The 24,191-nt window shown below is 46.9% G+C and carries 27 protein-coding genes and 1 pseudogene; all 28 read left to right on the forward strand.

Translation table 11 applies throughout. The features are described 5' to 3' along the window. The first annotated feature begins 12 nt into the window (after positions 1 to 12). The 28 genes and pseudogenes from RS881_RS39885 (at position 13) to RS881_RS40015 (ending at position 24,135) form a co-directional block, all read left to right on the forward strand. Positions 13 to 906, forward strand: coding sequence for an ABC transporter permease (locus RS881_RS39885; RefSeq protein ID WP_315815870.1), 894 nt, complete (start codon positions 13 to 15; stop codon positions 904 to 906). Further along, positions 873 to 1,247 (forward strand): ABC transporter permease, encoded by a 375-nt coding sequence (locus RS881_RS39890; RefSeq protein WP_315815871.1) that lies wholly within the window; start codon positions 873 to 875, stop codon positions 1,245 to 1,247. Before RS881_RS39885 ends, RS881_RS39890 begins: the two co-directional genes overlap by 34 nt. Before the next feature lie 73 nt (positions 1,248 to 1,320). Further along, entirely contained in the window at positions 1,321 to 1,542 is a 222-nt protein-coding gene (locus tag RS881_RS39895) for an ABC transporter permease (RefSeq protein ID WP_315815872.1), read from the forward strand. An 11-nt stretch (positions 1,543 to 1,553) separates the two neighbouring features. Beyond that, positions 1,554 to 1,802: a hypothetical protein gene (locus RS881_RS39900; protein WP_315815873.1), complete on the forward strand. Its 249-nt coding sequence runs from the start codon at positions 1,554 to 1,556 to the stop codon at positions 1,800 to 1,802. Then, a complete protein-coding gene (locus RS881_RS39905; protein WP_315815874.1) occupies positions 1,799 to 2,221 on the forward strand; it encodes an ABC transporter permease in 423 nt (140 codons plus the stop codon). The genes RS881_RS39900 and RS881_RS39905 overlap by 4 nt, the downstream gene beginning before the upstream one ends. A gap of 17 nt (positions 2,222 to 2,238) precedes the next feature. Further along, a complete protein-coding gene (locus RS881_RS39910) occupies positions 2,239 to 2,751 on the forward strand; it encodes an ABC transporter permease (protein WP_315824757.1) in 513 nt (170 codons plus the stop codon). A 109-nt stretch (positions 2,752 to 2,860) separates the two neighbouring features. Beyond that, on the forward strand, positions 2,861 to 3,724 hold the full coding sequence (locus RS881_RS39915; protein ID WP_315815875.1) for an ABC transporter permease: 864 nt from the start codon (positions 2,861 to 2,863) through the stop codon (positions 3,722 to 3,724). 350 nt (positions 3,725 to 4,074) lie between these two features. Next, a complete protein-coding gene (locus RS881_RS39920) occupies positions 4,075 to 4,692 on the forward strand; it encodes an ABC transporter permease (RefSeq protein WP_315815876.1) in 618 nt (205 codons plus the stop codon). A 31-nt stretch (positions 4,693 to 4,723) separates the two neighbouring features. Continuing rightward, complete coding sequence (locus RS881_RS39925; protein ID WP_315815877.1) at positions 4,724 to 5,827, forward strand: FtsX-like permease family protein; 1,104 nt, start codon at positions 4,724 to 4,726, stop codon at positions 5,825 to 5,827. A gap of 68 nt (positions 5,828 to 5,895) precedes the next feature. Further along, the gene (locus RS881_RS39930; protein WP_315815878.1) at positions 5,896 to 6,465 is read left to right on the forward strand and encodes an ABC transporter permease; all 570 of its coding nucleotides are present in this window, start codon (positions 5,896 to 5,898) and stop codon (positions 6,463 to 6,465) included. 63 nt (positions 6,466 to 6,528) lie between these two features. Further along, positions 6,529 to 8,574 (forward strand): ABC transporter permease, encoded by a 2,046-nt coding sequence (locus tag RS881_RS39935; protein WP_315815879.1) that lies wholly within the window; start codon positions 6,529 to 6,531, stop codon positions 8,572 to 8,574. Positions 8,575 to 8,600: 26 nt separating this feature from the next. Further along, positions 8,601 to 8,984, forward strand: coding sequence for an ABC transporter permease (locus tag RS881_RS39940; protein ID WP_315815880.1), 384 nt, complete (start codon positions 8,601 to 8,603; stop codon positions 8,982 to 8,984). Positions 8,985 to 9,134: 150 nt separating this feature from the next. Next, a complete protein-coding gene (locus RS881_RS39945; RefSeq protein ID WP_315815881.1) occupies positions 9,135 to 10,994 on the forward strand; it encodes an ABC transporter permease in 1,860 nt (619 codons plus the stop codon). 29 nt (positions 10,995 to 11,023) lie between these two features. Further along, complete coding sequence (locus RS881_RS39950; protein ID WP_315815882.1) at positions 11,024 to 11,539, forward strand: ABC transporter permease; 516 nt, start codon at positions 11,024 to 11,026, stop codon at positions 11,537 to 11,539. A 153-nt stretch (positions 11,540 to 11,692) separates the two neighbouring features. Further along, the gene (locus RS881_RS39955) at positions 11,693 to 11,980 is read left to right on the forward strand and encodes a hypothetical protein (protein WP_315815883.1); all 288 of its coding nucleotides are present in this window, start codon (positions 11,693 to 11,695) and stop codon (positions 11,978 to 11,980) included. Then, positions 11,944 to 12,480, forward strand: coding sequence for an ABC transporter permease (locus RS881_RS39960; RefSeq protein WP_315815884.1), 537 nt, complete (start codon positions 11,944 to 11,946; stop codon positions 12,478 to 12,480). Before RS881_RS39955 ends, RS881_RS39960 begins: the two co-directional genes overlap by 37 nt. Positions 12,481 to 12,500: 20 nt before the next feature. After that, positions 12,501 to 12,857, forward strand: a complete 357-nt coding sequence (locus RS881_RS39965; RefSeq protein ID WP_315815885.1) for an ABC transporter permease — start codon at positions 12,501 to 12,503, stop codon at positions 12,855 to 12,857. Beyond that, on the forward strand, positions 12,857 to 14,089 hold the full coding sequence (locus tag RS881_RS39970; protein ID WP_315815886.1) for an ABC transporter permease: 1,233 nt from the start codon (positions 12,857 to 12,859) through the stop codon (positions 14,087 to 14,089). Before RS881_RS39965 ends, RS881_RS39970 begins: the two co-directional genes overlap by 1 nt. Positions 14,090 to 14,214: 125 nt before the next feature. Beyond that, on the forward strand, positions 14,215 to 15,015 hold the full coding sequence (locus RS881_RS39975) for an ABC transporter permease (protein ID WP_315815887.1): 801 nt from the start codon (positions 14,215 to 14,217) through the stop codon (positions 15,013 to 15,015). Positions 15,016 to 15,038: 23 nt separating this feature from the next. Beyond that, positions 15,039 to 16,625 (forward strand): FtsX-like permease family protein, encoded by a 1,587-nt coding sequence (locus tag RS881_RS39980; RefSeq protein WP_315815888.1) that lies wholly within the window; start codon positions 15,039 to 15,041, stop codon positions 16,623 to 16,625. A gap of 368 nt (positions 16,626 to 16,993) precedes the next feature. Next, positions 16,994 to 17,410 carry an ABC transporter permease gene (locus RS881_RS39985; protein ID WP_315815889.1) on the forward strand — a complete coding sequence of 139 codons (417 nt, stop codon included), beginning with the start codon at positions 16,994 to 16,996 and terminating at the stop codon, positions 17,408 to 17,410. A 22-nt stretch (positions 17,411 to 17,432) separates the two neighbouring features. Further along, a complete protein-coding gene (locus RS881_RS39990) occupies positions 17,433 to 18,887 on the forward strand; it encodes an FtsX-like permease family protein (RefSeq protein ID WP_315815890.1) in 1,455 nt (484 codons plus the stop codon). Next, positions 18,884 to 19,174: an ABC transporter permease gene (locus RS881_RS39995; RefSeq protein ID WP_315815891.1), complete on the forward strand. Its 291-nt coding sequence runs from the start codon at positions 18,884 to 18,886 to the stop codon at positions 19,172 to 19,174. The genes RS881_RS39990 and RS881_RS39995 overlap by 4 nt, the downstream gene beginning before the upstream one ends. A gap of 100 nt (positions 19,175 to 19,274) precedes the next feature. Then, positions 19,275 to 20,306, forward strand: coding sequence for a DUF4097 family beta strand repeat-containing protein (locus tag RS881_RS40000; RefSeq protein ID WP_315815892.1), 1,032 nt, complete (start codon positions 19,275 to 19,277; stop codon positions 20,304 to 20,306). An 85-nt stretch (positions 20,307 to 20,391) separates the two neighbouring features. Further along, positions 20,392 to 22,809: an ABC transporter permease gene (locus RS881_RS40005; RefSeq protein ID WP_315815893.1), complete on the forward strand. Its 2,418-nt coding sequence runs from the start codon at positions 20,392 to 20,394 to the stop codon at positions 22,807 to 22,809. Between the two features lie 124 nt (positions 22,810 to 22,933). Next, positions 22,934 to 23,290 carry an ABC transporter permease gene (locus tag RS881_RS40010; protein ID WP_315815894.1) on the forward strand — a complete coding sequence of 119 codons (357 nt, stop codon included), beginning with the start codon at positions 22,934 to 22,936 and terminating at the stop codon, positions 23,288 to 23,290. A gap of 78 nt (positions 23,291 to 23,368) precedes the next feature. Beyond that, a pseudogene (locus RS881_RS60555) lies at positions 23,369 to 23,602 on the forward strand (hypothetical protein); the annotation flags it as partial. A gap of 110 nt (positions 23,603 to 23,712) precedes the next feature. After that, positions 23,713 to 24,135, forward strand: coding sequence for an ABC transporter permease (locus RS881_RS40015; RefSeq protein ID WP_315815895.1), 423 nt, complete (start codon positions 23,713 to 23,715; stop codon positions 24,133 to 24,135). Positions 24,136 to 24,191 lie beyond the last annotated feature (56 nt).

Here is a 24,191-nt window from a genome sequence, read left to right on the forward strand (position 1 = left end):
ATAGCACTGGGCATGAGCCTGCTAACCGGTATCCTGGCAGGCATTTACCCATCTTTTGTTTTATCATCGTTCATACCCATTAAGGTATTAAAAGGCACACGCACTGCCCATTCGCGCCGCAGCCTGTTGCGCAATAGCCTGGTAGTATTCCAGTTTGTCATCTCAACAGCCCTCATCATTTCCACCCTCATTGTATACCGGCAATTGCATTTCATGCAAAACATCAGGTTGGGGTACGACAAAGAACAGGTGCTCGTTATCAACGATACCTATACGCTGGGGAGCAATGAAACAGCTTTTAAGGAAAAATTATTACAAGATAGCCGGGTAGTGAATGCGGCCATTTCCTGGTCGGCCCCTGTCACCGGCCGCATGGACGGTACGCAGATCTATGTGCGGCCACAGCATGACAATGATCCCCGCAATGAAATACAAACAGGCATCTACCGCATTGACTATAATTTCCTGGCAACCCTGGGCATGCAATTGGCCTCCGGCAGAAACTTCTCACCCGGGTATCCCTCCGATTCCACCGCCGTATTGGTCAATGAAACCGCTGTGCGCGAATTAGGCATTAAGGACAATCCCATTGGCCGTACCATCGTTCGCTCGGGCCGCCAGGAATTTACCATTGTAGGCATCGTCAAAGACTTTCATTTCACTTCGGCCAAACAAAAGATCGCTCCGCTCATTATGCTGCTGGGACGCAATGAAGGGGCCGTGATCACTAAAATAAAAACGACCAATATCGCCCAATTAGTGGCCGACATAAAAAAGACTGGCAAGCATTTGGCCCCAATGCCCCCTTCAGCTATACCTTCCTGGACCAACGATTTGCCTCGCTTTATGCCGCTGAAGAAAAGAGCGGGCAATTGTTTACCTTGTTTGCCATTATATCTATTGTGATCGCCTGCCTCGGTTTATTTGGGCTGGTAGCTTATACGATCGAACAAAGGACGAAGGAAATAGGTATCCGCAAAGTATTGGGCGCTTCGGTTCAACAGGTATTGCTCATGGTATCCAAAGAATTCCTATACCTGGTATTGATCGCTTTTGTGATCGCCATTCCGGCTACCTGGTGGGCCATGAGCAAATGGCTGGAAGATTTTGCCTATCGTACAACCATCAACGCCTGGACCTTTGGTATGGCCGGCATCATGGCCCTGTTCATCGCTGCTTGCACCATCAGTTTTCAGGCCATTAAAGCAGCGTTGATGAATCCGGTGAAGAGCTTACGGAATGAATAGAAAACAAGCTACGAGCTTTGAGCTTTGAGCTACGAGCGGCGAGCCGAAAACAATAATCAATAATTATTGATTATTGGAAAATAGTATAGACTTTGAGTATAATAACAACTTTAAAATAAGTACCGTGATCAGAAATTACCTGAAAATCGCCTGGCGTAACCTATGGAAGAATAAAACGATGACCTTCATCAATGTGCTGGGACTCATGACCGGCATTACCTGTTGTCTGCTCATCGGATTGTATATTCAACATGAATACAGTTATGACCGTTTCCAGCAAAGGGCGACCGCATAGCACGCGTGCTGATGGAATACCGCTTTACCAGCGGCGATTTCAAGAAAGGAACGTTCAACAGCACCAAGGTATTACCCGCCCTTTCCGGGGCTTTTAGTGAGGTGGAAACCGGCGTCCGGATGGCACAATACAAACGGGTAGTAACACTTGACGATAAGCAGTTTGAGGAAAGCCGCCTGATGTTTGCCGATTCTACCTTCTTCGATCTTTTTCTTTTAAACTATTACAAGGGCATCCTAAAGAAGCGCTTTCCGGCTTGAATAAAATAATCCTCACTACTTCTACCGCCCGTAAATATTTTGGCAATGCCAATCCCATGGGCAAAGTACTAAAAATAGGCGGCGATGCCACCCCTTTTGAAGTAACCGGTGTCATGGAGGATTGCCCTTCCAACTCACAAATAAAATTTGACTTCCTGGCCTCCTTTTCCTCCCTCAAGGCCAACCAGGAAAATACCTGGTGGAATGCCAATTACACCACCTTCCTGCTGATGAAAAATAAGGAAGGTATGAAAACGATGCAGGACAGGCTGCCAGCCTTTATGAAAAAGAAATGGAAGGCGCCAATGCCACCATCAATTTCTACCTCGAACCTTTCAACTCAATTCACCTCCATTCCGAATACGACAGCTTTGAACCCAATACCAATATTTCCTATATCTATATTCTTACGGGTGTAGCCCTGCTCATACTGGCCATCGCCTGCTTTACCTATGTTAACCTCAGTACTGCCCGTTCACTCGACAGGAGTAAAGAAGTGGGCATTCGCAAAGCCGTAGGTGCTTTGAGACAACAAATATTCGGGCAATTCATAGGTGAGTCATTGCTACTCTCCCTACTGGCGGTATTGTTAAGTGCAGGATTGGTATTGCTTTTGTTACCTGCCTTTAACCAGTTGGCAGGTACCCAGCTGGTCATTCAATCCCTGTTCACTCCCGCTATCCTGGCATTTATCATATTGATCATCGTGTGCAACAGTTTCCTCGCCGGTAGTTATCCCGCTCTCGTATTATCGGCCTTTATACCAGCCAAAGTGCTGAAAGGTGCACAGAACAAAAGTGGAACAGGCGGCGCCTTGTTGCGTAAAACCCTCATCGTTTTCCAATTTGGTATTTCGGTTTTCCTTGTCATCGCCACTTTTGTGATCCACCAGCAAATGCGTTATATCCAGGACAAAAACTGGGGTATGACCGGGAACAGGTATTGGTGATGCCCCTCGATAGTAAGATGCTCACCAATTATAAAAGCCTGAAAGATGAATTGGTAACTATACCTGGCATTCAAAGCATCAGCCGTTCGGGCAATCCCCTACTTCCATTGTGAGTGGTTACAATATGCGCTCTTCTACCATGCCTCAAACAGATAACATGTCTGTTACCGCCGACATCATCGACAATGATTACATTAAGACCATGGGCATGCGCATCATTGCCGGCGCGGACCTTACACTGCAGGATATGCAAGATATAGAGACAGAAAAGTATGAAGACAAGAAATATCATTTTATCCTCAATGAATCAGCAGCCAAAGCATTGGGATGGACAGCCCAGGAAGCGGTAGGCAAAACGATGTACCTCGACGAAACCCGGCCCGGCACGGTAAGAGGTGTTATCCAGGACTTCCATTTCCAGTCACTCCACTCCGCGGTATTACCCCTGGTATTGTTTCCCGATGCCTGGGGCAGGAACTTACTGGTGAAAGTGACCGGCAATAACGTTCAGCAAACCATCGCCTCCCTGCAGAACAAATGGAAAAAGATGGTGCCACACCGTCCTTTCGACTACCATTTCCTCGATGAGGATTATAATAAAATGTACAATGCCGAGATCCGCCTGGGCAAGATCATGAACCTTTTTGCAGCCATTGCCATTGTACTGGCCTGCATGGGACTGTTTGGTCTTTCCTACCATGCCATTCAACAACGCCAGAAAGAAATCGGCATCCGCAAAGTATTGGGTGCATCAGTACCACACCTGCTGCTGCTGGTATCCAAAGGTTTTCTGAGCCTTGTTCTCGTGTCGTTTGCCATTACTGTACCTGCTACCTGGTGGGCGATGAGCAAATGGCTGGAAGATTTTGCGTACCGCATTCAGATCAGTTGGCTGGTATTTGGAGCCGCCGGATTATTGGTATTGGTGATCGCCGCTTGTACCGTCAGTTTCAGGCCCTTAAGGCAGCCCTGATGAACCCTGTCAAGAGCCTGCGCAGTGAGTAAGGGTGTTAATAGAGTCCGGAAGTCGGAAAGTCCGGAAGACAGGAAGAAAACCTTTTAGCCACCTTCGACGGCTCAGGCTGACAATAAGCTGGTATTTGGGGACTGGCCTTATCAAAACCCTGTATCAAAAGCGGACGGCATTTGTACTACTAACGAACAGGTTCGTAGAGCCTATTGCATAAGTAATTGATTTACAGATCGGGTAAACACGGTATGTTTTCTGTTTTGCATTGGAACAGCTTCCCCTGCGGGGAGCCAATGTACCGGGGTTCCGGCAGCAGACAACCCCGGACCACCCAACCTGAAAAATTAACTGGTATGCTAAGGACTTATTTCAAAACAGCCTTCCGCAACTTGCAGCGTAATAAAACCTACGCCGCCATCAATATTGCCGGTATGACTATCGGCCTTACTGCTTTTTGGTTCATCGCCTTGTATGTGGCCGATGAACTAAGCTATGATCGCTTTCATAGCAATGCCAACCGCGTTTTTCGGGTGGCCCAGCATACCAGTTGGGATGGTGGCAATATTGACCAGGCTTCTACCTCGGCCCCCTTTGCCGGCGCATTGAAAGCTACCTTTCCCGAAATACAGGAAGCTACCCGCGTGCTGGTTGAAGGAGGAGGTATTATCAGCTTTAACAATAACCCCATAAAGGCCGATGATATCTTTTTGCCGATGCCAACCTCTTCAAAGTATTCAGCTATCCCTTCATCAGTGGTAATGCCGCTACTGCCCTTGCCCAACCCCAGGCCATTGTACTCACCGAAAGCCTGGCACGTAAACTGTTTACGGATCCACAAAAGCCCTCAATCAAACGGTTTACTTTTCCAACAATTATCCCAACCTGGTAACCGGTGTTATCAAGGACGTCCCAGCCAATACGCACCTGCGCTTCAGCGCCATTCGCTCTTTACCTTCCAACTATACAGATAACTGGCAAAATTTCAGTGTATATACTTACCTCTTGCTTACACCGGGAACAGATTACAAAAAACTGGAAGCCAAACTGCCTGCGTTTGCCGATCAAACCATCCGGAAGATCATGAACGTAAAGGAGTATCAAATGGAATTGCAGCCCCTTACTGCCATCTATTTACATTCCAACCTTCAGGTAGAAGTAGGTCCCAATAGCAGCATTACCCGCGTCTATATCTTCATAGCCATTGCGGCCCTGGTACTCATCATTGCCGTGATCAACTATATCAACCTTTCAACTGCCCGTTCTTCTACCCGCATTCGCGAAGTAGGCGTACGCAAAGTGATCGGTTCAGGCCGTCGCCACCTTATTGGTATGTTCATTGCCGAAGCCCTGGTATTAACTACCCTGGCAACCATTGGCGCCGCCCTGCTCACCAAGGCTTTATTGCCCCTGTTCAATACCCTGGCCGATAAGGAATTGACGCTTTGGCGTTTTGGCACCGTTCTTACCCTGCTCCTCATGGCCGGCTTTGCTATTGTGACCGGTTTTATGAGCGGTCTCTATCCCGCCATTTTCCTATCCCGCTTTAAAGCCATACCAGCTTTAAAAGGGCAGATGGGCAACCTGGCCAACAATATCCTCTTCCGCAAATCATTGGTGGTATTTCAATTTACCATTACCGTGGTCATGATCGGCAGCTCCATTGTCATTTACCGCCAAATGCAATTTGCTTCCCAAAAAGACCTGGGCTTTAATAAGAACCAGGTGCTTACTTTTCATATCCACGACCGCGCAGTAAGGCAACAGGTAGCAGCCATCAAAACCCAGTTATCAAAAAATGCCTTGATAGAAGGTGTCTCTGCAGCAGGCAATCCTATTGGTAATAATAACCTGGGCTCGCATGGATTTGTATTTGAAAAGAATGATGGTTCGTTTTCCAACAGCAACAAGCTGGCGCAGGAATTAATGGTAGATGCCGATTACCTACCGGCCATGGATATTAAGGTCGCTGAAGGAAGGAATTTTTCCACCGCTGTTGAATCTGATAAATACGGCGCCGCCATGGTCAATGAAACCCTTATGCAGGAACTGGGCTGGAAAAATGCCATCAATAAAAACTACGTTTCAAATACGGTGAAGGTGAAATAGGAGAAAGAACTGTTATAGGCGTTATCAAAGATATACATACCTACTCCCTCCAACACAAAGTAGAACCCATGGTACTGTTAATGCCCCCGGTGGCTTCCATGGAAGACAATCTATACGTAAAGATCAATACCAGCCATACCAAAGAAGCCTTGGCCTGGATAGAGCAGGTATATCGCCAGTTTGACAAAAGCAATCCCATTGAGTTCAATTTCCTGGATCAGAATTTTGCCCGCCAATATGAGGCCGAACAAAAACAGGAAAAACTGTCGCTCATCTTCACCATCCTGGCTGTATGTATTGCTGCCCTCGGTTTATTTGGATTGGCAGCATTTACTGCTCAGCAAAAGGTGAAAGAGATCGGCATCCGCAAAGTATTAGGCGCTTCGGTCAACAGCATCATTACCATGCTGAGCCGCGATTTCATTAAACTGGTCATTTTTGCCATTCTTATTGCTACCCCCATTGCCTGGATAGCCATGCACCAATGGTTGCAGGGTTTTGCCTATCGCATTTCTATCCAGTGGTGGTATTTCGGATTGGCAGGTATCCTGGCACTGGTCATCACCCTGGCTACCATTAGCATCCATGCCATCCGGGCGGCCCTGGCCAACCCGGTTGACAGCTTAAGAAACGAATAATCAATTATTATTGATTATTACTTATAACGCTTATTGAACAAATACAATCAATAAAAAGACAACGTGTTCAAAAATTATTTAGTAGTAGCCTTAAGAACGCTCTGGAAACACAGGGTGTTCACGGCTATTAACATAGCCGGACTTTCTATTGGCATCAGTGCCTCCCTGGTCATTTACCTGCTGGTGCAATATGATTTCAGCTTTGATAAGTTTCATAAAGATGGCGACCGCATTTACCGCATCGTTTCTAAATTCTCTTCTCCCGACGGAGAGGTATACCATAATTCCGGTGTGCCGGTTCCCATGGGCAAAGCCGTAGCCAATGAAATGACCGGTCTTGAGGTGGTAGCGCCCTTCTACTCCTGGGAAGGAAGCGGTAAAGTAACCCTACCCTCTGGCCGGGATGCCAAGCCCACCACCTATAAAAACCAGGAAGGTGTTATCTATGCCGATGCAGGTTATTTTAAACTATTGCCTTATGAATGGATAGCAGGCTTTCCTGCCACTGCTTTACAGCAGCCCTACCAGGTAGTGTTGACCACCTCCAATGCAGCCTTGTATTTTCCAGGCATAAAACCCGCAGATATTATTGGCCGGGAAATATATTTTGATGACACGGTCAGAACAAGCGTAACCGGTATTGTAAAAGACCTTACTGAAAACACGGATTTTACTTTCAAAACATTCATTGCTTTGAGCACCCTTGAAAAAGAAAACCTGTCGAATGGCAATGCACAGAATTGGGGTAATACCACCAGCAGTTCACAATTATTGGTAAAGCTGGCTGCCAGTACTAGGGTAGCTAAAGTGGAAAAAGACATCCGCACGCTGTACAACAAATACAATAAGCGCGACGAAGACGATAATACAAAAACAGCGCACCTGCTACAACCCTTGCAGGATATCCATTTCAATACAGACTATGGCAATTTTGATCAACGTACAGCCCATAAGCCCACACTATATGGGTTATTGGCCATTGGCGCTTTTTTATTGCTGTTAGGAGCTATCAACTTTATCAACCTGGCTACTGCCCAGGCCTCCCAGCGGGCCAAAGAAATAGGCATCCGGAAAACGCTGGGCGGCCAGAAAATACAATTGGTACTTCAGTTCCTTAGCGAAACTTTCCTCGTTACACTGCTGGCCACCGCATTATCGGTTATCATAACCCCGCTCCTACTAAAGGTATTCGCTGATTTCATTCCCAAAGGATTACAATTCAGCCTCATCAGTCACCCGGGCATCCTCCTGTTCCTGTTATTGCTGCTTGTCATCGTGAGCCTGCTGGCAGGATTTTATCCTGCCCTGGTATTATCAGGTTATAAACCCGTATTGGTATTGAAGAACCAGGCCTATGCGCATACCGGCCAAACACGCAATGCCTGGTTGCGCAAATCACTCACCGTATCCCAATTTGTCATTGCCCAGGTATTCATCATAGCCACGGTACTGGTAAGCAAACAGATTCATTACGCCATCAATATGGACATGGGTTTTCGCAAAGACGCTATTGTATACTTCCAGGCCAACTTTTACGATACTGTGCGCACCAACAAACAGGTGCTGATGAATAAAGTGGCTGCAATACCGGGAGTGGCTATGGTAAGCCTTGCCAATAATCCACCTTCCGGCAACAGTGTATGGTCCAGCACCTTTACCTATAAAGACGGGAAAAAGGATATACAAACCGATGTACAGATCAAACATGCCGATACCAATTATATCCAACTATACCAGCTTAAATTATTAGCTGGCCGGAACATTACCCAAAGCGATACGGCTACTCAACTCATCATCAATGAAACCTTTGCCCATACCCTGGGTTTTAAGCAGCCACAGGATGCCATTGGAAAATACATTGAATGGAGTAAGAAACAATTCCCGGTTATTGGTGTGGTAGCCGATTTTCACCAGCGCTCATTGCATGAATCTATTAAACCATTGGCAATTGTTAATGCTACCAACAGGGCCCTCACCATCAATGTTCTCCTGCATCCTAAAAACAATGCCGGTAGCGACTGGTCGGCCAGTATCAAAGCAATGGAAAATGCATGGAAAAGCATCTATCCGGAAGAAGAGTTTCAATACAAGTTTTTGATGAGCAAATAGCTAAGTTTTACGAAAACGAAAAGCAGGTGTCTACCCTGCTCACCTGGGCCACCGGACTTACCATCTTCATCAGTTGCCTGGGCTTGCTGGGTTTGGTGATCTATACTACCACCGTAAGGGTAAAAGAGATTGGTGTACGCAAAGTACTGGGAGCTTCGGTGGCACAATTGGTAACCCTGTTGTCCAAAGATTTTATGGCATTGGTGATACTGGCATTTTTTATAGCTGCTCCCCTGGCATGGCTGGCCATGCATCAATGGCTGAACAATTTTGCCTATCGTACCGGTGTCAGTATATGGGTATTTGGTCTTAGCGCCGGCACCATGATCCTGATAGCCCTGGTTACCGTGGGTTTACAAACCATACGGGCAGCCATGACCAATCCGGTAAAGAGTTTGAGAAGTGAATAGGGAATACAAGCTGCGAGCAACGAGCAACGAGCTAAATACAATAAAGCCTATCCAAAACAAAAGGCTCGCAGCTCGAAGCTAGCAGCTCACAGCTATTGAGATACAACTGTTGATAAAAACAAGGTTCACGAACCGTATAATAACTAAACAGTGATAAAGAACTATTTCAAAACTGCTGTCAGAAACCTGCTACGCAACAAAAGCTATGCAGTTATCAATATTACCGGGCTTTCGGTAGGTATTGCTGCCTGCCTGCTTATTTACTTGCTTACCAGCTACCACCTTAGCTTCGATACCTTCCATACCAGGAAGGACCGTATTTACCGCGCTGTTACCTCCAGCAAAATGGAGAATGAAACGACTTATACCTCAGGTATACCCTTCGCGGTAACCCGGAGCTTGCGCGAAGATTTTCCCGAACTGGCAAAGGTAGCCAGCATATTGGGTAGCGGCAACGATCAGATCACCGTACTGGATAAGCAAAACCTGCCAGGAAAGAAATACAAAGAAGCCAGGGGCTTTTATTTTGTCGAGCCTGAGCTCTTTGAGATCTTTGATTTCAAATGGCTGGCCGGCGATCCTAAAACAGCCTTATCTGATCCCAATACAGTTGTACTAACCCAGCAAATAGCCGAAAAATATTTTGGCGATTGGCATGCCGCCATGGGACGTTCCATCAAATACGAAAACAACCAGGTACTGAAAGTAACCGGCATCCTGGCCAACCTGCCCCCTAATACCGATCTCCCTTTAACCATCGTGGCCTCCTTTAAAACTTTTAAGGGCCATGACCTTACCGATTGGGTAAGTATATGGAGTTCACACAACTGTTTTATACTGCTGCCCGAAAATTATCCCGCTTCCAGGTTAAGCGCCTTATTACCTGCGTTTGTTAAGAAACACAAACCAGCTGAAAATGCAGGAGATGGCATCCTCTTACAGCCCTTGAGCAATATGCACTTTGAAAGACGCTTTGGCACCTTGTCACGCCAAACTTTTAGCCGTGAACTAATAACTGCCCTGTCGCTTGTAGGCCTCTTCCTGCTCATCATTGCCTGCGTAAACTTTATCAACCTGGCTACCGCGCAAGCCGTGAACCGCGCCAAAGAAGTAGGGGTACGCAAAGTATTGGGCAGCAGCCGCAAAAACCTCATTGTCCAATTCATGAGCGAAACCTTCCTCATTACCTTATTGGCCGTAGTACTGGCTACAGCGTTGGCCTGGCTGGTTATTCCGTCCCTGAATACCTTATTGCAGATCAACTTGTCCAACGCCTTATTCTCCAACCTCCGTATACCTGCCTTCCTGCTATTCGTTACCTTATTGGTTACATTATTGGCAGGCTTCTACCCTGCCCTCGTACTATCGGGCTATAATCCCATTACCGCCCTTAAAAGCAAGATCGCCGCCAAAACCGCGGGCGGCCTTTCCCTCCGCAGAAGCCTTGTGGTGTTTCAATTTGCCATTGCACAGGTACTCATCATCGGTATGCTGGTAGTAGTAGGACAAATGAACTACTTTAAAAATGCCTCCCTTGGCTTTACAAAAGACCATATCCTTACTGTACCCATTCCAGCCGATAGTGCCGGACAGGCAAAGATCGAATACTTTAGGTCTGAATTGTCCCAACACCAGGGCATTGAAAGCGTTAGTTTTAGTTTTGGCAGCCCTTCTGATATTGGCAACTGGCAGAGCGATTTCAAATACGGCAATGCCGACAAGAACTCTGGTTTTGAGGCCAACCTGAAGTGGGCTGATGAAAATTACTTCAAAACCTACGACATTGAATTTATAGCAGGCCGGCCATTTGTAAAAAGCGATACCATCCGCGAATTTGTAGTGAACCAAACCCTGCTGAAAAAAATAGGTATCAGCAATCCGGAAGAAGCCATTGGCAAAAGGATCAACCTGTGGGATGGAGAACATGCTGCTCTTATATGCGGCGTAGTAAAAGACTTCCATGCACGCGCCCTTCGGGTGCCGCTCGATCCCGTGATCGTAGCGCCCTGAAATCCCACTACCGCTCCATCAACCTGAAATTGCGCCCCGATCAAGCAAAGGAAACAATGGCCTACCTGGAAAAACTGTGGACTGCTGCATTTCCTGATTTTGTGTATGAATACCAGTTCCTCGATGAAAAGATCGATCGTTTCTATCGCCAGGAAAACCAATTGTCTTACCTCTATACCATTTTTGCCGCCATTGCCATTTTCATTTCCTGCCTGGGATTGTATGGACTGGTATCCTTCATGGCAGCACAGCGCATTAAAGAAGTGGGCATCCGTAAAGTACTGGGGGCTTCAGTAAACAATATCGTTTACCTGTTCTCCCGTGAATTCACCTTGCTCATCCTCTTGTCATTTGCTATTGCAGCACCCTTAGCCTGGTTCTTAATGAATAGTTGGCTACAGGATTTTGAATACAGGATCAAGTTGGGCGCCGGCATCTTCGGACTGGCCATTGCCAGCTCCATCGTCATCGCCTGGCTCACTGTTGCCTACAAGGCAATCAGGGCCGCGTTGGTAAATCCGGTGAAGAGTTTGAGAAGTGAGTAGGAAAACAAGCTACGAGCCATGAGCTGCGAGCTACGAGCCTAATACAAGGAAAGATCGAAACAAAAGCCTCGCAACTCGAAGCTCACAGCTCAAAGCTATGAGTAAACAAATGCTGATCAGAAACAGGTTCAAGCATCGAATAAAAATTAACCAGTGATAAAGAACTATTTCAAAACCGCTTTCCGCAGCCTGCAACGCAACAAAAGCTATGCAGTCATTAATATTACCGGCCTTACCGTGGGTATTGCTGCCTGCATGATTATATACCTGATCACCAGCTATCACCTAAGTTTTGATACTTTCAATAATAAAAAGGACCGGATCTACCGTTTAGTATCGGAATCCGCTGGTGAGGACAACCAGGTATTCCGCTCTCCGGGCGTACCCTTCCCTACCCCCGGGCGATGCGGGAAGATTATCCCGAACTGGAGGGAAAAGTAGCTGGTATCCTCTTTAGTGGCAATGATCAGATCACAGTACTAAACGAACATAACCAGCCCGCCCAAAAGTTCAAGGAAGCCCGGAGCCTCTATTTTGCTGAACCGGAGCTTTTCTCCATCTTCGATTATACCTTTCTGGCAGGAGACGCGCAAACCGCCTTATCCAGCCCCAATACAGTGGTGCTGACCCGGCAGATGGCCGAGAAATATTTTGGCAACTGGCAGGCAGCCATGGGCCGCTCCATTAAATTGGAGAATACTGAGGTATTGAAAGTAACTGCCATCCTGGAAAACCTGCCACCCAATACCGATATGCCCTTTCAAATATTGGTATCCTTTAAAACCTTTAAGACAGAGAATATCAACGATTGGGTAAGTATTTACAGCGATCACAATTGCTTTATAGTATTGCCTGCCAGTTATCCCGCATCCAGGCTGAACGCCTTATTACCCGGCTTTGTTAAAAGCACAAACCCGCCGATAACGCCAATGACCTCATAACGCTGCAACCCCTGAACGAAATGCACTTTGATACCCGCTTTGGTGTTTTCTCCCGCCAAACGTTCAGCAAAGAGCTCATTACGGCCTTGTCCCTCATCGGTCTTTTCCTGCTCATTATTGCTTGCGTAAACTTTATCAACCTGGCTACCGCCCAGGCCGTGAACCGCGCCAAAGAAGTAGGTGTGCGCAAAGTATTGGGCAGTAGCCGTAAGCACCTCATTTTGCAGTTTATGGGCGAAACCCTGCTCATTACCCTGGCAGCCGTAATACTGGCTGCCGGTGTAGCCTGGATCGCCATACCTGCACTCAATACTTTATTGCAAATACAACTGTCCCAATCTTTTTCAATAACCTGGCCATTCCTGCCTTCCTGGTAGTGGTAACCTTATTGGTTACTTTACTGGCCGGTTTCTACCCTGCCCTGGTATTATCTGGCTACAACCCCATTACTGCCCTTAAAAGCAAGATCGCAGCCAAAACAGGTGGCGGCCTTACCCTCAGGCGCGGCCTCGTGGTATTCCAGTTTGCTATTGCCCAGGTACTCATCATTGGTATGCTGGTAGTTGTAAGCCAGATGAACTTCTTTAAGAATGCGTCACTTGGCTTCACAAAAGACCATATCCTTTCAGTACCCATACCCGCCGATAGTGCAGGCAGATCGAAGATCCAATACCTGCGTTCCCAGTTGCTTCAGCAACCCGGTATTACCGATGTATCCTTCAGTTTTACCAGCCCTTCCGAAAACGGCAATTGGAGCAGCGATTTCAAGTACGACAATGCTCCCAAAAGCAGTGGATTTGCCGCCAACCTGAAATGGGCTGATGTAGCATTTTTCAAAACCTTCGATCTCCAATTTATAGCAGGCCGTCCATTTTATGCCAGCGATACCATCCGTGAATTTGTAGTGAGCGAAATGCTGCTGACCAAACTGGGCATCCGCAATCCACAGGAAGCCATTGGCAAAAAGATCAATCTCTGGGATGGTATGCATGTAGCCACCATTTGCGGTGTAATCAAAGATTTTCATACCCTGTCACTCCGTAATCCCATTGATCCAATCATTATTGCTCCCCTGACTGCGGAATTCAGGATGTTCAGTGCTAAAATCCGTCCTGAAAAAACCAAAGCGGTCATGGCCAATGTTGAAAAACTATGGACCCATACCTTTCCCGATTTTGTATATGAGTACCAGTTTCTCGATGAGAAGATCGATCGCTTCTACCGACGTGAAATACAACTTTCAAAACTCTATACCGTTTTTGCAGCGATTGCCATCTTTATTTCCTGTTTGGGCTTGTATGGCCTGGTATCTTTTATGGCAGCCCAGCGTATAAAAGAAGTGGGTATCCGCAAAGTATTGGGTGCTTCCGTAAGCCATATCGTTTACCTGTTCTCGCGTGAGTTTACCCTCCTTATCATCCTGTCATTTGTGATTGCAGCGCCCCTGGCCTGGTATATCATGAGTGCATGGCTGCAGGATTTTGAATTCCGTATTCAACTGGGCGCAGGCATTTTCATACTGGCCATTACCGGTTCCATTGTTATTGCCTGGATCACCGTGGCCTACAGGGCCATACGTGCCGCCCTGGTCAACCCGGTAAAAGCCTGAGAAGTGAGTAGAAAAACAAGCTACGAGCCGTGAGCTACGAGCTAAATACAAGAAAAGATCGAAGCAAAAGACTCAAAGCTTGCAGCCGGCAGCCCAAAGCTTTTGCGGACATAAAACAACAACCAATGATAAAGACATTCCTCAAAATCGCCTGGCGTACTGCCTTAAGGAACCGCAGCTTTACCGCGATCAGCCTCGGGAGCCTGGTTTTAGGAATTACCCTCTTCTTCCTCATCAGCCTGTGGGTAAAAGATGAAATGAGCTACGATGCCTCCTTTGCCAACCAGGAGCAGGTATGCCGCCTCGAAAGCGATATGATCAGACCCGATGGTCAGGTGAGTAAAATGAGCAGCGTAGGCTGGCCCATCGGCAAAACCTTATTGGCCCAATACCCGGAAATCGAACACCTCACTTACCTCCGCGAATGGCGCCCCATCATCAAACAGAATGAAACCCGTTTTTTTGAAGATGCTTTGTATGCTGATGACCAATTTTTTGCTGTGTTTGGCTACCCACTGCAGGAAGGCGATGCAGCTACTGCACTCAAACACCCCTACAGCGTAGTACTTACCCAGGCTGTGAAAGAGAAATACTTCGGAAAAGAAGATGCCCTCGGAAAAGTGCTGATGGTAAATGATACCGTTCCTTATAAAGTAACCGGTGTTTTTGCCGCTTTGCCCGCCGCCACCCACCTGCGCTTCGACATGATCGGCTCGTTTGCTTCCATGTGCAGCCTCAACCCCGGCATGTGCGAAGAAGAGCTGGCTGGTGGCTGGTTTGATATTAACGTGTACAATTATGTGCGGCTCAATAAAAATGCTTCCCTGGCGGCTACTACTGCCAAGATCAAAAACCTGGTACAGGTAGCCGGTAAAAAGCAGTTGCTGAAAGCGGTTTTAAAACCAACCTCTCCCTGCGTCCCGTAAAAGGTATTTACCTCTATTCAGGTATGCCCACCGGCCTGGGAGCCGTAGGCAATATCACCACCATCCGGCTCTTTCTCGCTATAGGTATTTTCATCTTACTCATTGCCTGCCTCAATTTTATTAACCTATCCACAGCCCGTTCCGTGGAGAGGGCCAAAGAGATCGGCATACAAAAAGTATTGGGCAATGACCGGAAAAAACTCATCCTGCAATTCCTTACAGAAGCAGCCCTGTTGTGTACCATAGCTGCCATAGTGAGCATTGTGCTGATGATTGCCTTATTGCCGGCCTACAACACTTTTGCCGGGAAATCATTTACCATTGGTTCACTACTTACCCTCGAAAACCTCCTGTTACTATCGGGCATCATCGTGGTGCTGGTGCCATTGGCAGGCTTCTACCCCGCCTGGGTATTGTCATCCTTCAAGCCCATTAAAGTATTGAAAGGCAGTTTTTCCCATACCGCTTCTGGCGCCTTGCTGAGAAAATCACTGGTCGTATTGCAATTTGTCATCTCCGCCGGCTTTATTATGTGTACCCTTATTATGTGGAAGCAGATGCAGTATATGCAGGACCGGGACCTTGGGTTTGACAAAAATAAAATGCTGGTAATAGATGCCATCAAAGTGCCCTGGGTACTCCGGCACGAAAAAGCCGGTGTATTTAAGCAGGAACTACTTCGCAAATCGGGTACCCGTCATATTACTGCGGCAGGTGCTGTACCCGGCAGGTCCGGCTGGGCCGGTCAATTTGCCTACCCCGAAGGTAAAACCAAAGAACAGGCCCTGATAGTAGAATACATTGCTACCGATGATGATTATGTAAAGACCATTGGCCTGCCCTTCGTAGCCGGCCGTGATTTCATGCCCAACAGCGAAGCCGATGCCAAGGAGGCCTTCCTCATCAACGAAACAGCTGTTAAAACATTTGGCTGGGGCACCCCCAAAAATGCATTGGGTAAAAAACTCTCTACCTCTGGTAAGAATGGTATTGTAGTAGGTGTGTTGAAAGATTATCACCAGCATGGCCTTCAAAAAGCAATCAACCCCGTGGTATTAAGCCCTGTAAAGTTCTATACCCTTTTTGCTATGCGCTATGAGGGTGTGAGCCCTGCACAGGCAGTAGCCAATGTAAAAGCAGTATGGGATGAGGTATACAAAGGGTATCCCCTTGAATTCCGGTTTATGGACGAAGATTTTCAGCGCCAGTACAGCAAGGAAGATAAGCTGCGCAGCTTTTTCGGCATCGCTGCAGCCCTTTCCGTGGTCATTGGCTGCCTTGGCTTGCTGGGCCTCATCATTTATACCGCCCAGAAAAGAGTACGTGAAATAGGCATCCGCAAAGTATTGGGAGCAGGTATTGGAGGCATCGTTGCCCTCCTGTCGGTAGATCTGTTGAAGCTGGTAGGTATAGCCATCCTGCTGGCCGTTCCAATAGCCTGGTACACCATGCACAATTGGTTGCAGGCGTTTGCTTATCGCATATCCATCACCTGGCAGGTGTTTGCCCTTTCGGCCGCCACTGCCATATTGATCGCCATGATCACCATCAGTTTTCAGGCTATCCGGGCAGCATTGGCCAATCCTGTGAAGAGCTTAAGAAGTGAATAAGATACTTAAATGAGTGTTACAATTCAAAGTATATGACGTAGTAAAAGCAATAATCGATAATTATTAATTAATAATTACTGATTATTATCATAATAGGTAACAATATTGATTGAACGAATAATATTATAAAAACAATACACCGTGTTCAAGAACTATCTCAAAACCGCCTGGCGTAATCTTTGGAAAAACAAAGCCTATTCCACCATAAATATCATGGGCCTGTCAATAGGTATGGCCGCCTGCATCCTCATTATGCTCTTTGTATTTTATGAAAGAAGTTTTGACAAACAACATACAAAGAATATCTACCGCCTGGATGAGGTACAGAAATACCCCGGCATGGTGGCCCCTCAAAAGTGGCACTGTCCATGTTTCCCATGGGCCCTACCCTCAAACAGGAGTTTCAACAGATCAAACAATTTACCCGCATTACTCAGTACGATAAGCCACCTTTGTTTTACAAGGATAAAAAGCTCATCCTCTCTAAGTTATTCTGGGCCGATTCCACCTTCCTCGACCTATTCAATTTTACGTTGTTGGAAGGCAACCGTCAAACCGCCCTCCAAAGCCCCAATAGTATGGTGTTGACCAAAGAAAGCGCTCAAAAGCTTTTTGGCAACGAAGATCCCATGGGTAAATTGGTAGCTATCAAAAGCAACGATACAACTACCTATACCGTAACCGGTATCCTGGCCAATGTGCCGGGCAATTCGCACCTGCAGTTTGATGGACTACTATCTTTCAATACGCGCAACACGGCCCAATTGATGGGCAACTGGGGGTAATTGGGTCAACACCTATTTTGAAATGGCTCCCAGTGCCGATATTGCCGCACTGGAAAAGAAGTTTCCTGATTACCTCAAGCGCCACATGAATGCAGAAAGCGCTACTTTTTACGAACTCTTTTTGCAACCGTTGGCTGCCGTACATGCAGGTTCCACTGATATTACCCACGATTACAACAATTACCACAAATTTGATGGTACCTATACCAGGCTTTTTTCCATCATTGCCCTGATCGTACTCATTATTGCCTGTATCAATTTTATGAACCTGTCTACTGCCCGTTCGGCTGGCAGGGCTAAAGAAGTAGGTGTACGCAAATCAGTAGGCGCTCAACGTTTCCAGTTGAGCATGCAGTTCATTGGCGAATCAGTACTTCTCTGCCTCCTCTCACTGATCATTGCCCTGGCCCTTGTACAGCTCGCCCTGCCCTGGGTAGCCCAACTCAGCCAACGCGATATCAGTATATCTGTATTTACCAATATCAACCTGTTACTAAGCGCCCTGGCAGGCACGTTGCTCGTTGGCATATTGGCTGGTCTGTACCCTGCAGCCTACCTTTCTTCTTTCCAGGCCATTAAAGTATTGAAAGGAACCATTCAAACAGGCAAGAACAAAGGAACACTGCGCAATATCCTGGTTGTAGGCCAGTTCTCCAGCGCCATCTTCCTCATCATTGCCACCATCTTTGCCCTGCGACAACTGAATTTCATGCAGAAAAAGGATCCCGGCTTTAACAAAGACCAGGTAGTTACCATCCTGCTTAATTTCAATACCTCACCCAAATACGATGCCCTCAAACAGGAATTATTGAACAATACATTGATCAGCGGCGTCACCGCCTCCTGGCAGCGCCTGGGCAATAACCTGCACCAAACAGGCATCACCTATCACCCTGGCGATGGGCCCGCACGCGAAATGGCTACTTCGCAGGTAGTGGTAGATCCCGACTACCTTACCGTATACAAAATACCCCTGGTGGCCGGCCGTAACTTTTCCAGGGATTACGGTACCGATAACGCCAAAGCCTATATCATCAACGAAACCATGGCCAGGGAATTATCAAAAGAACATCCCAAGGCCCCCATTTCCACCCTCATTGGAAAACGTTTTGGCTTTGGCGGTATGGACTCAGTAGGCAGCATTGTAGGTATTGCTAAAGATTTCAACTTCAACTCCCTTCACCATAAAATAGAAACCCTTACCATCCTCAACCAGAAAGACTGGGGTTTTGCCGAAGTATCCGTTCGCATCAATGGCGCCAGTGCCAAACAAGCCATTGGCCATATCCAAAACACCTGGCAGAAGATCAATCCCGGTCAGGAACTGAACTATGAGTTCCTCGACGACCATTTTAAAGAGCTCTACCAGGCCGACTCGCAGGTCAGCGAAATTGTGGGTATCCTGGCCGCCCTGGCCATTGTAATATCCTGTCTCGGTTTATTTGGACTGGCTTCCTATGCAGCCGAAAAAGAGTGAAAGAGATCGGCATCCGCAAAGTTCTGGGCGCTTCGGTGCAAGGCATTGTTCGCCTGCTATCGAAAGACTTCCTCATACTGGTGCTCATTTCCAACCTCATTGCCTGGCCCCTGGCCTGGCTGGTGCTGAACAAATGGCTGCAGGAATTTGCCTATCGGGTCAATATCAGTTGGTGGGTTTTCCTGGTAGCAGGCATCACCGCTTTGCTCATCGCTTTACTCACCGTTGGTTTCCAGGCCATCAAAGCGGCCGTTAGCAATCCGGTTAAAAGCTTAAGAAGTGAATAAATAGGATAGGCCGGCTCCTAAAAAACAAATAGCCGGTTTGCAACTTTTAATTTTTAGCCATGTCTTTAACTATGAAAAAAATACATTATGAAAAAAATACTTGCCCTTTTACTCAGCGGTTCCCTGGGCCTTTCTTTACAGGCACAGGATAACAATACCCTTATCTGACCAAATCACTGTCCAATGCGGCCATCACCCAGGTACAGGCCGAAACCTCGGGTGGCAATATCAGCATCAGTGGCGATATGCCAACTGCCGAAACCAGGGTAGAAGTATATATACGCCCCAGCAATGGCAGGATCATTTCCTGTCGAAAGAAGAGATCCAGAAAAGACTGGATGCAGATTATGAATTTTCTATTTCTACCGACAACCATAAACTAACTGTCATTGCTAAACCAAAGGACAGGTCTGGAAGATGGGATTGGAAAAGAGCCCTTTCTATTTCCTTTAAGCTATTTGTTCCCCGCAATGTTGCTACCAACCTTAGCACCAGCGGTGGCAATATCGACATGGCTCATTTAACCGGCACGCAGGATTTCAGGACCAGCGGAGGCAACCTGCATCTTGACGACCTGGCCGGCAAAGTAAAAGGAACTACTTCCGGCGGTAATATCCACCTTAGCAATTCCAAAGACGATATTACCCTCACCACCAGCGGCGGCAATATCACCGCTTCAAAAAGCAATGGCAGGCTGGATCTCAATACTTCAGGCGGTAATGTGACACTCGAAGACCTTACCGGCAATATCGACGCAACCACCAGCGGCGGCTCAGTACGCGCCAATACCATTTCAGGCGACCTGTCGGCCACTACATCCGGTGGCAATGTAAGCCTGGACGACCTGGCTTGCAGCGTCAACGCTTCTACCAGTGGCGGTAATATCACGGTCAACATTAAAGAAGTGGGCAAGTTTGTGAAACTGTCCAACTCCGGCGGCAATATCAGCCTGTCCATGCCCGGAAATAAAGGCCTTGACCTAAGGATCACCGGCGACAAAGTAAAAGCCGATAAGATGAGCAATTTCAGCGGCACCATCGAAAATGATTCCATTGATGGAAAACTGAATGGAGGCGGCATACCTGTTACCGTAAGAGGAAGTAGTGGTAGAGTTACCCTTACCATCAAATAACAGTTTTATACAAACGAAATAATCAATAATTACTAATTATTGATTATTTCCATCTTAACTAAGTATCGACTAAAACCACCCAACTGTGTTAAGAAACTATTTCAAAATTGCCTGGCGCAACCTGCTAAAGCACAAATCTTTTTCCTTCATCAATATCTTTGGCCTCTCTGCAGGCCTTACTTGCTTTTTATTCATTGCGCTTTTCCTGGCCGACGAACTCACCTTTGATGGTTTTCATACCCATGCAGGTTCAATATACCGCGTGGTAGAAAATTATACGACTGCTACCGGTAAGGATAGAACCGCTACGGCGGTATCTTACAATACGTCGGCCATTGTATTGAAAGACCTGCCCGAAGTGACTGCCTCTACCCGCCTCACTACCTTTGGCAGGGTCAATGTAGGCACCGAAACTAATACCGCCCTTTTCTATAATGATTACATCACTGCTAATGAAACCTTCTTTCACCTGTTCGATTTCCAACTGTTGCAAGGCACCAGGGATGCGCTGAAGGAACCATTTACCGTAGCTGTAACCGATAAAATGGCCATTAAGCTATTTGGTCGTGAAGATGTTTTGGGCAAAACCATCAGGGTGGAAGATGATAGCCTGCCTTACCGTATTACCGCCGTGGTAAAGATCCCCGGCAACTCGCACATTCAATTCAATGTGCTGTTTTCAGAAGCAACCGACCTCTCTAACGCCCGGTTCAGGCAATTTGCTACCAGCGACTGGACCTCAACGCTGTTTACCACCTATGTACAATTGAAAGACAATAAGGCGGCCAGCGGTACAGCCACCAAAATAAGCGCCCTGGTAATGAAGAACAGGCCTGCCTCTCCCGACACCCGGAAGAGCACCTTCAACCTTCAACCATTAAAACAAGTACACTTTTATCCCGATGGCCAGGAAAACGAAAATGCCCAAAGTGGCATCATGCATCTCTATGTATTTGGCATCGTTGCTCTTTTTGTACTATTCATTGCCTGCATCAACTATATGAACCTTACAACCGCCCGCTTTGCCGGCAGGTCCAAAGAGATCGCCGTACGCAAAGTGGCCGGCGCCATGCGCAATAGCCTCATCGTCCAGTTCCTGGCCGAAGCATTGCTCATCACCATCATTGCCTTGCTGATTACCCTTGCTGCAGTACAAATGCTGATGCCGGCCTTCAATTCCTTCACCGGAAAAGAACTGTCATTAAACTTACATACCGATTACCGCATTTGGCTGGGTGTATTGACAGTTACAGCACTGGCCGCCCTGATGGCAGGTATCTACCCCGCCCTGTTCCAATCGGGGTTAAGGCCATTACAACTACTCAAAAACAAACTAAAGCTTAGCAACGGTCATCTCTCTTTTCGCCGGGCCCTCGTTATCTTCCAGTTCTCTATTTCCATCATCATGATGGTAGCCACCATCATCGTTTTTCAACAGTTGAAATACGTAGATGGAAAAGATATGGGTTTCAATAAAGAACAATTGGTAGTGGTAGACATCAATAGTGGATCCGTACGTCGCTCCGCCACCACCATCAAAAACGAATATGCCCGTTTAGCCAACGTAAAAAATGTAACCGTTACCTCCCGCGTACCGGGTGAATGGAAAACCATTCCACAAATAAAGGTCCAGTCAGCCGCCAACCCGGCCTCCACACAGGATATGTATTTTATAGCAGCCGATGACCAATTCCTGAATACCTTTCAGATAAAACTGCAAAGTGGCAGGAACTTTATAGCAGGCAACGACATCGCCGATTCACAAGCCGTGCTCATCAACGCCACTGCCGCCAAAGCCCTGAACATTACGCATCCTTCCGAACAACTCATCGAGATCCCAGCCGCCCTATTTGGTGATGGTATCAATACCTATGCAACACCGCTAATCGTTCGCGTAATAGGCATTGTGAATGATTTCAACTTCCGGTCACTCCGCGAAAAAGTGGCACCCATGGTCATTGGCAGCCCACGCCTGCGCGTACACAATATTGATTATTTCACGGCACGTGTGAATCCCGTCAATATGGCCGAGACCCTGAAACAAATGGAAAGCATCTTACGTTCCATAGATCCTACCCACTTGTTTGAATACAATTTCCTCGACAAACAATGGGACCTGTTTTACCAGGAAGACAAAAAACGGGAGGTCATTTTCCTTTCTGTAGCCTTAATGACCATCCTTATTGCCTGCCTCGGTTTATTTGGCCTGGCAACCTATGCCGCCGAACAGCGCATCAAAGAAATTGGTATCCGAAAAGTACTGGGCGCCAGCGTAAGCAGCATCATTTCCATGTTGTCCAAAGACTTCCTGAAATTGGTACTGATAGCAACGGTGATTGCCTTCCCCATTGCAGGCTGGGCCATGCACCGGTGGCTACAGGACTTTGCTTACCAGGTAGGTCTCCAATGGTGGGTATTCGTGCTGGCAGGCGCGGCTGCTTTATTCATCGCCCTGTTTACCGTGAGCTTCAAGCCATTAAAGCAGCCCTGGCCAATCCGGTAAAGAGTTTGAGAAGTGAATAAGATACTTAAATGAGTGTTACAATTCAAAGTATATGACGTAGCAAAAGCAATAATCAATAATTATTGCCCTGATCATAAGAATAACAACATTAAAACAATACGCTGTGATCAAGAACTATTTCAAAACTGCTTTCCGCAATATCTGGCGTCACAAAACATTATCCGCTATTAATATTGGCGGCTTGAGTATTGGATTGGCCTGTGTAATGCTCATTCTCTTATTCGTGAACGACGAATATAGCTTTGATAAGAACCATACCAGGGGAAACCGTATTGTAAGACTGGTACAAACCTTTACCGATACAGCCGGCAAAGTATTCCGCCAGGGCAATTCGGCCATCCCTGCTGGCCCTGCTTATGCAACAGCCATCCCGGAAATAGAGTCCTTCTGCAGGCTTAAAGGTTGGCGTATGACAGCCAAAAAGGAACGGCAGGCATACAGGAACAGGTATTGCTGGTAGATAGTTCTTTTTTAATGTTTTTCTTTCCACATACTCAAAGGCAATCCCGCCACTTTACTAAGGGACCGTAATTCAATCGTGTTGACTGAAGCAACGGCCCAAAAATATTTCGGTCAGGAAGACCCTATTGGCAAGGTGCTGGAATTGGAAGTAGATGAAACATTTGAACCTTTTCTCGTTACCGGTATCGTACAAAGCGCCCCGCGCAATTCCTCAATACAGTTCAATATGTTGCTCTCTTTTGAAAGAGAGTTTGACCTCGACCCAGCACGGCGTACCGAACAAATGAGCGATTGGGGCTCCCTGCACCTCAATACATTTTTCCTCCTGCGTGAAAAGGTCAGCCCCGAAACAGCCAATGCTAAACTGATGCAGGTTTACCTCCAGCACAATGGCAGCGAATGGGAAAAAGGAAACAACACATGGGCGCAACCATCAACCTCCAGTTATTCCTGCAACCCTTTTATTCCATGCACCTCGATAGCGATTTTTTTGCCTCCAACGGGTTACAAAATTGGAGCGATTCTTATTACTCCTACATCCTGTCTGGCCTTGCCATCCTGCTGCTCCTGGTAGCTTGTATCAATTTTATCAATATCACCCTTGCCAGGTCCATCCGGCGCAATAAAGAAATAGGCATCCGCAAAGTATCCGGCGGCTCCCGTACACAGGTAATGCTGCAATTCCTAAGCGAATCTTTTATTATAACAGCCCTTTCCTTCCTGCCTGCCTTTCTTTTGGTGCACTTTTGCCTGCCTTTATTCAGTGAACTTTCTTATAAACATTTTGATATCACCTACCTGTTTCAGCCCCGCATTCTTGCGCTTTTGCAACCTTATGGGTAGTCGTTTCCCTGCTGGCCGGCGCCTGGCCCGCATTTATAGCATCTGGCTTTAAGCCC

This window comes from Paraflavitalea speifideaquila, from assembly GCF_032395985.1.
Lineage (GTDB): Bacteria > Bacteroidota > Bacteroidia > Chitinophagales > Chitinophagaceae > Paraflavitalea > Paraflavitalea speifideaquila.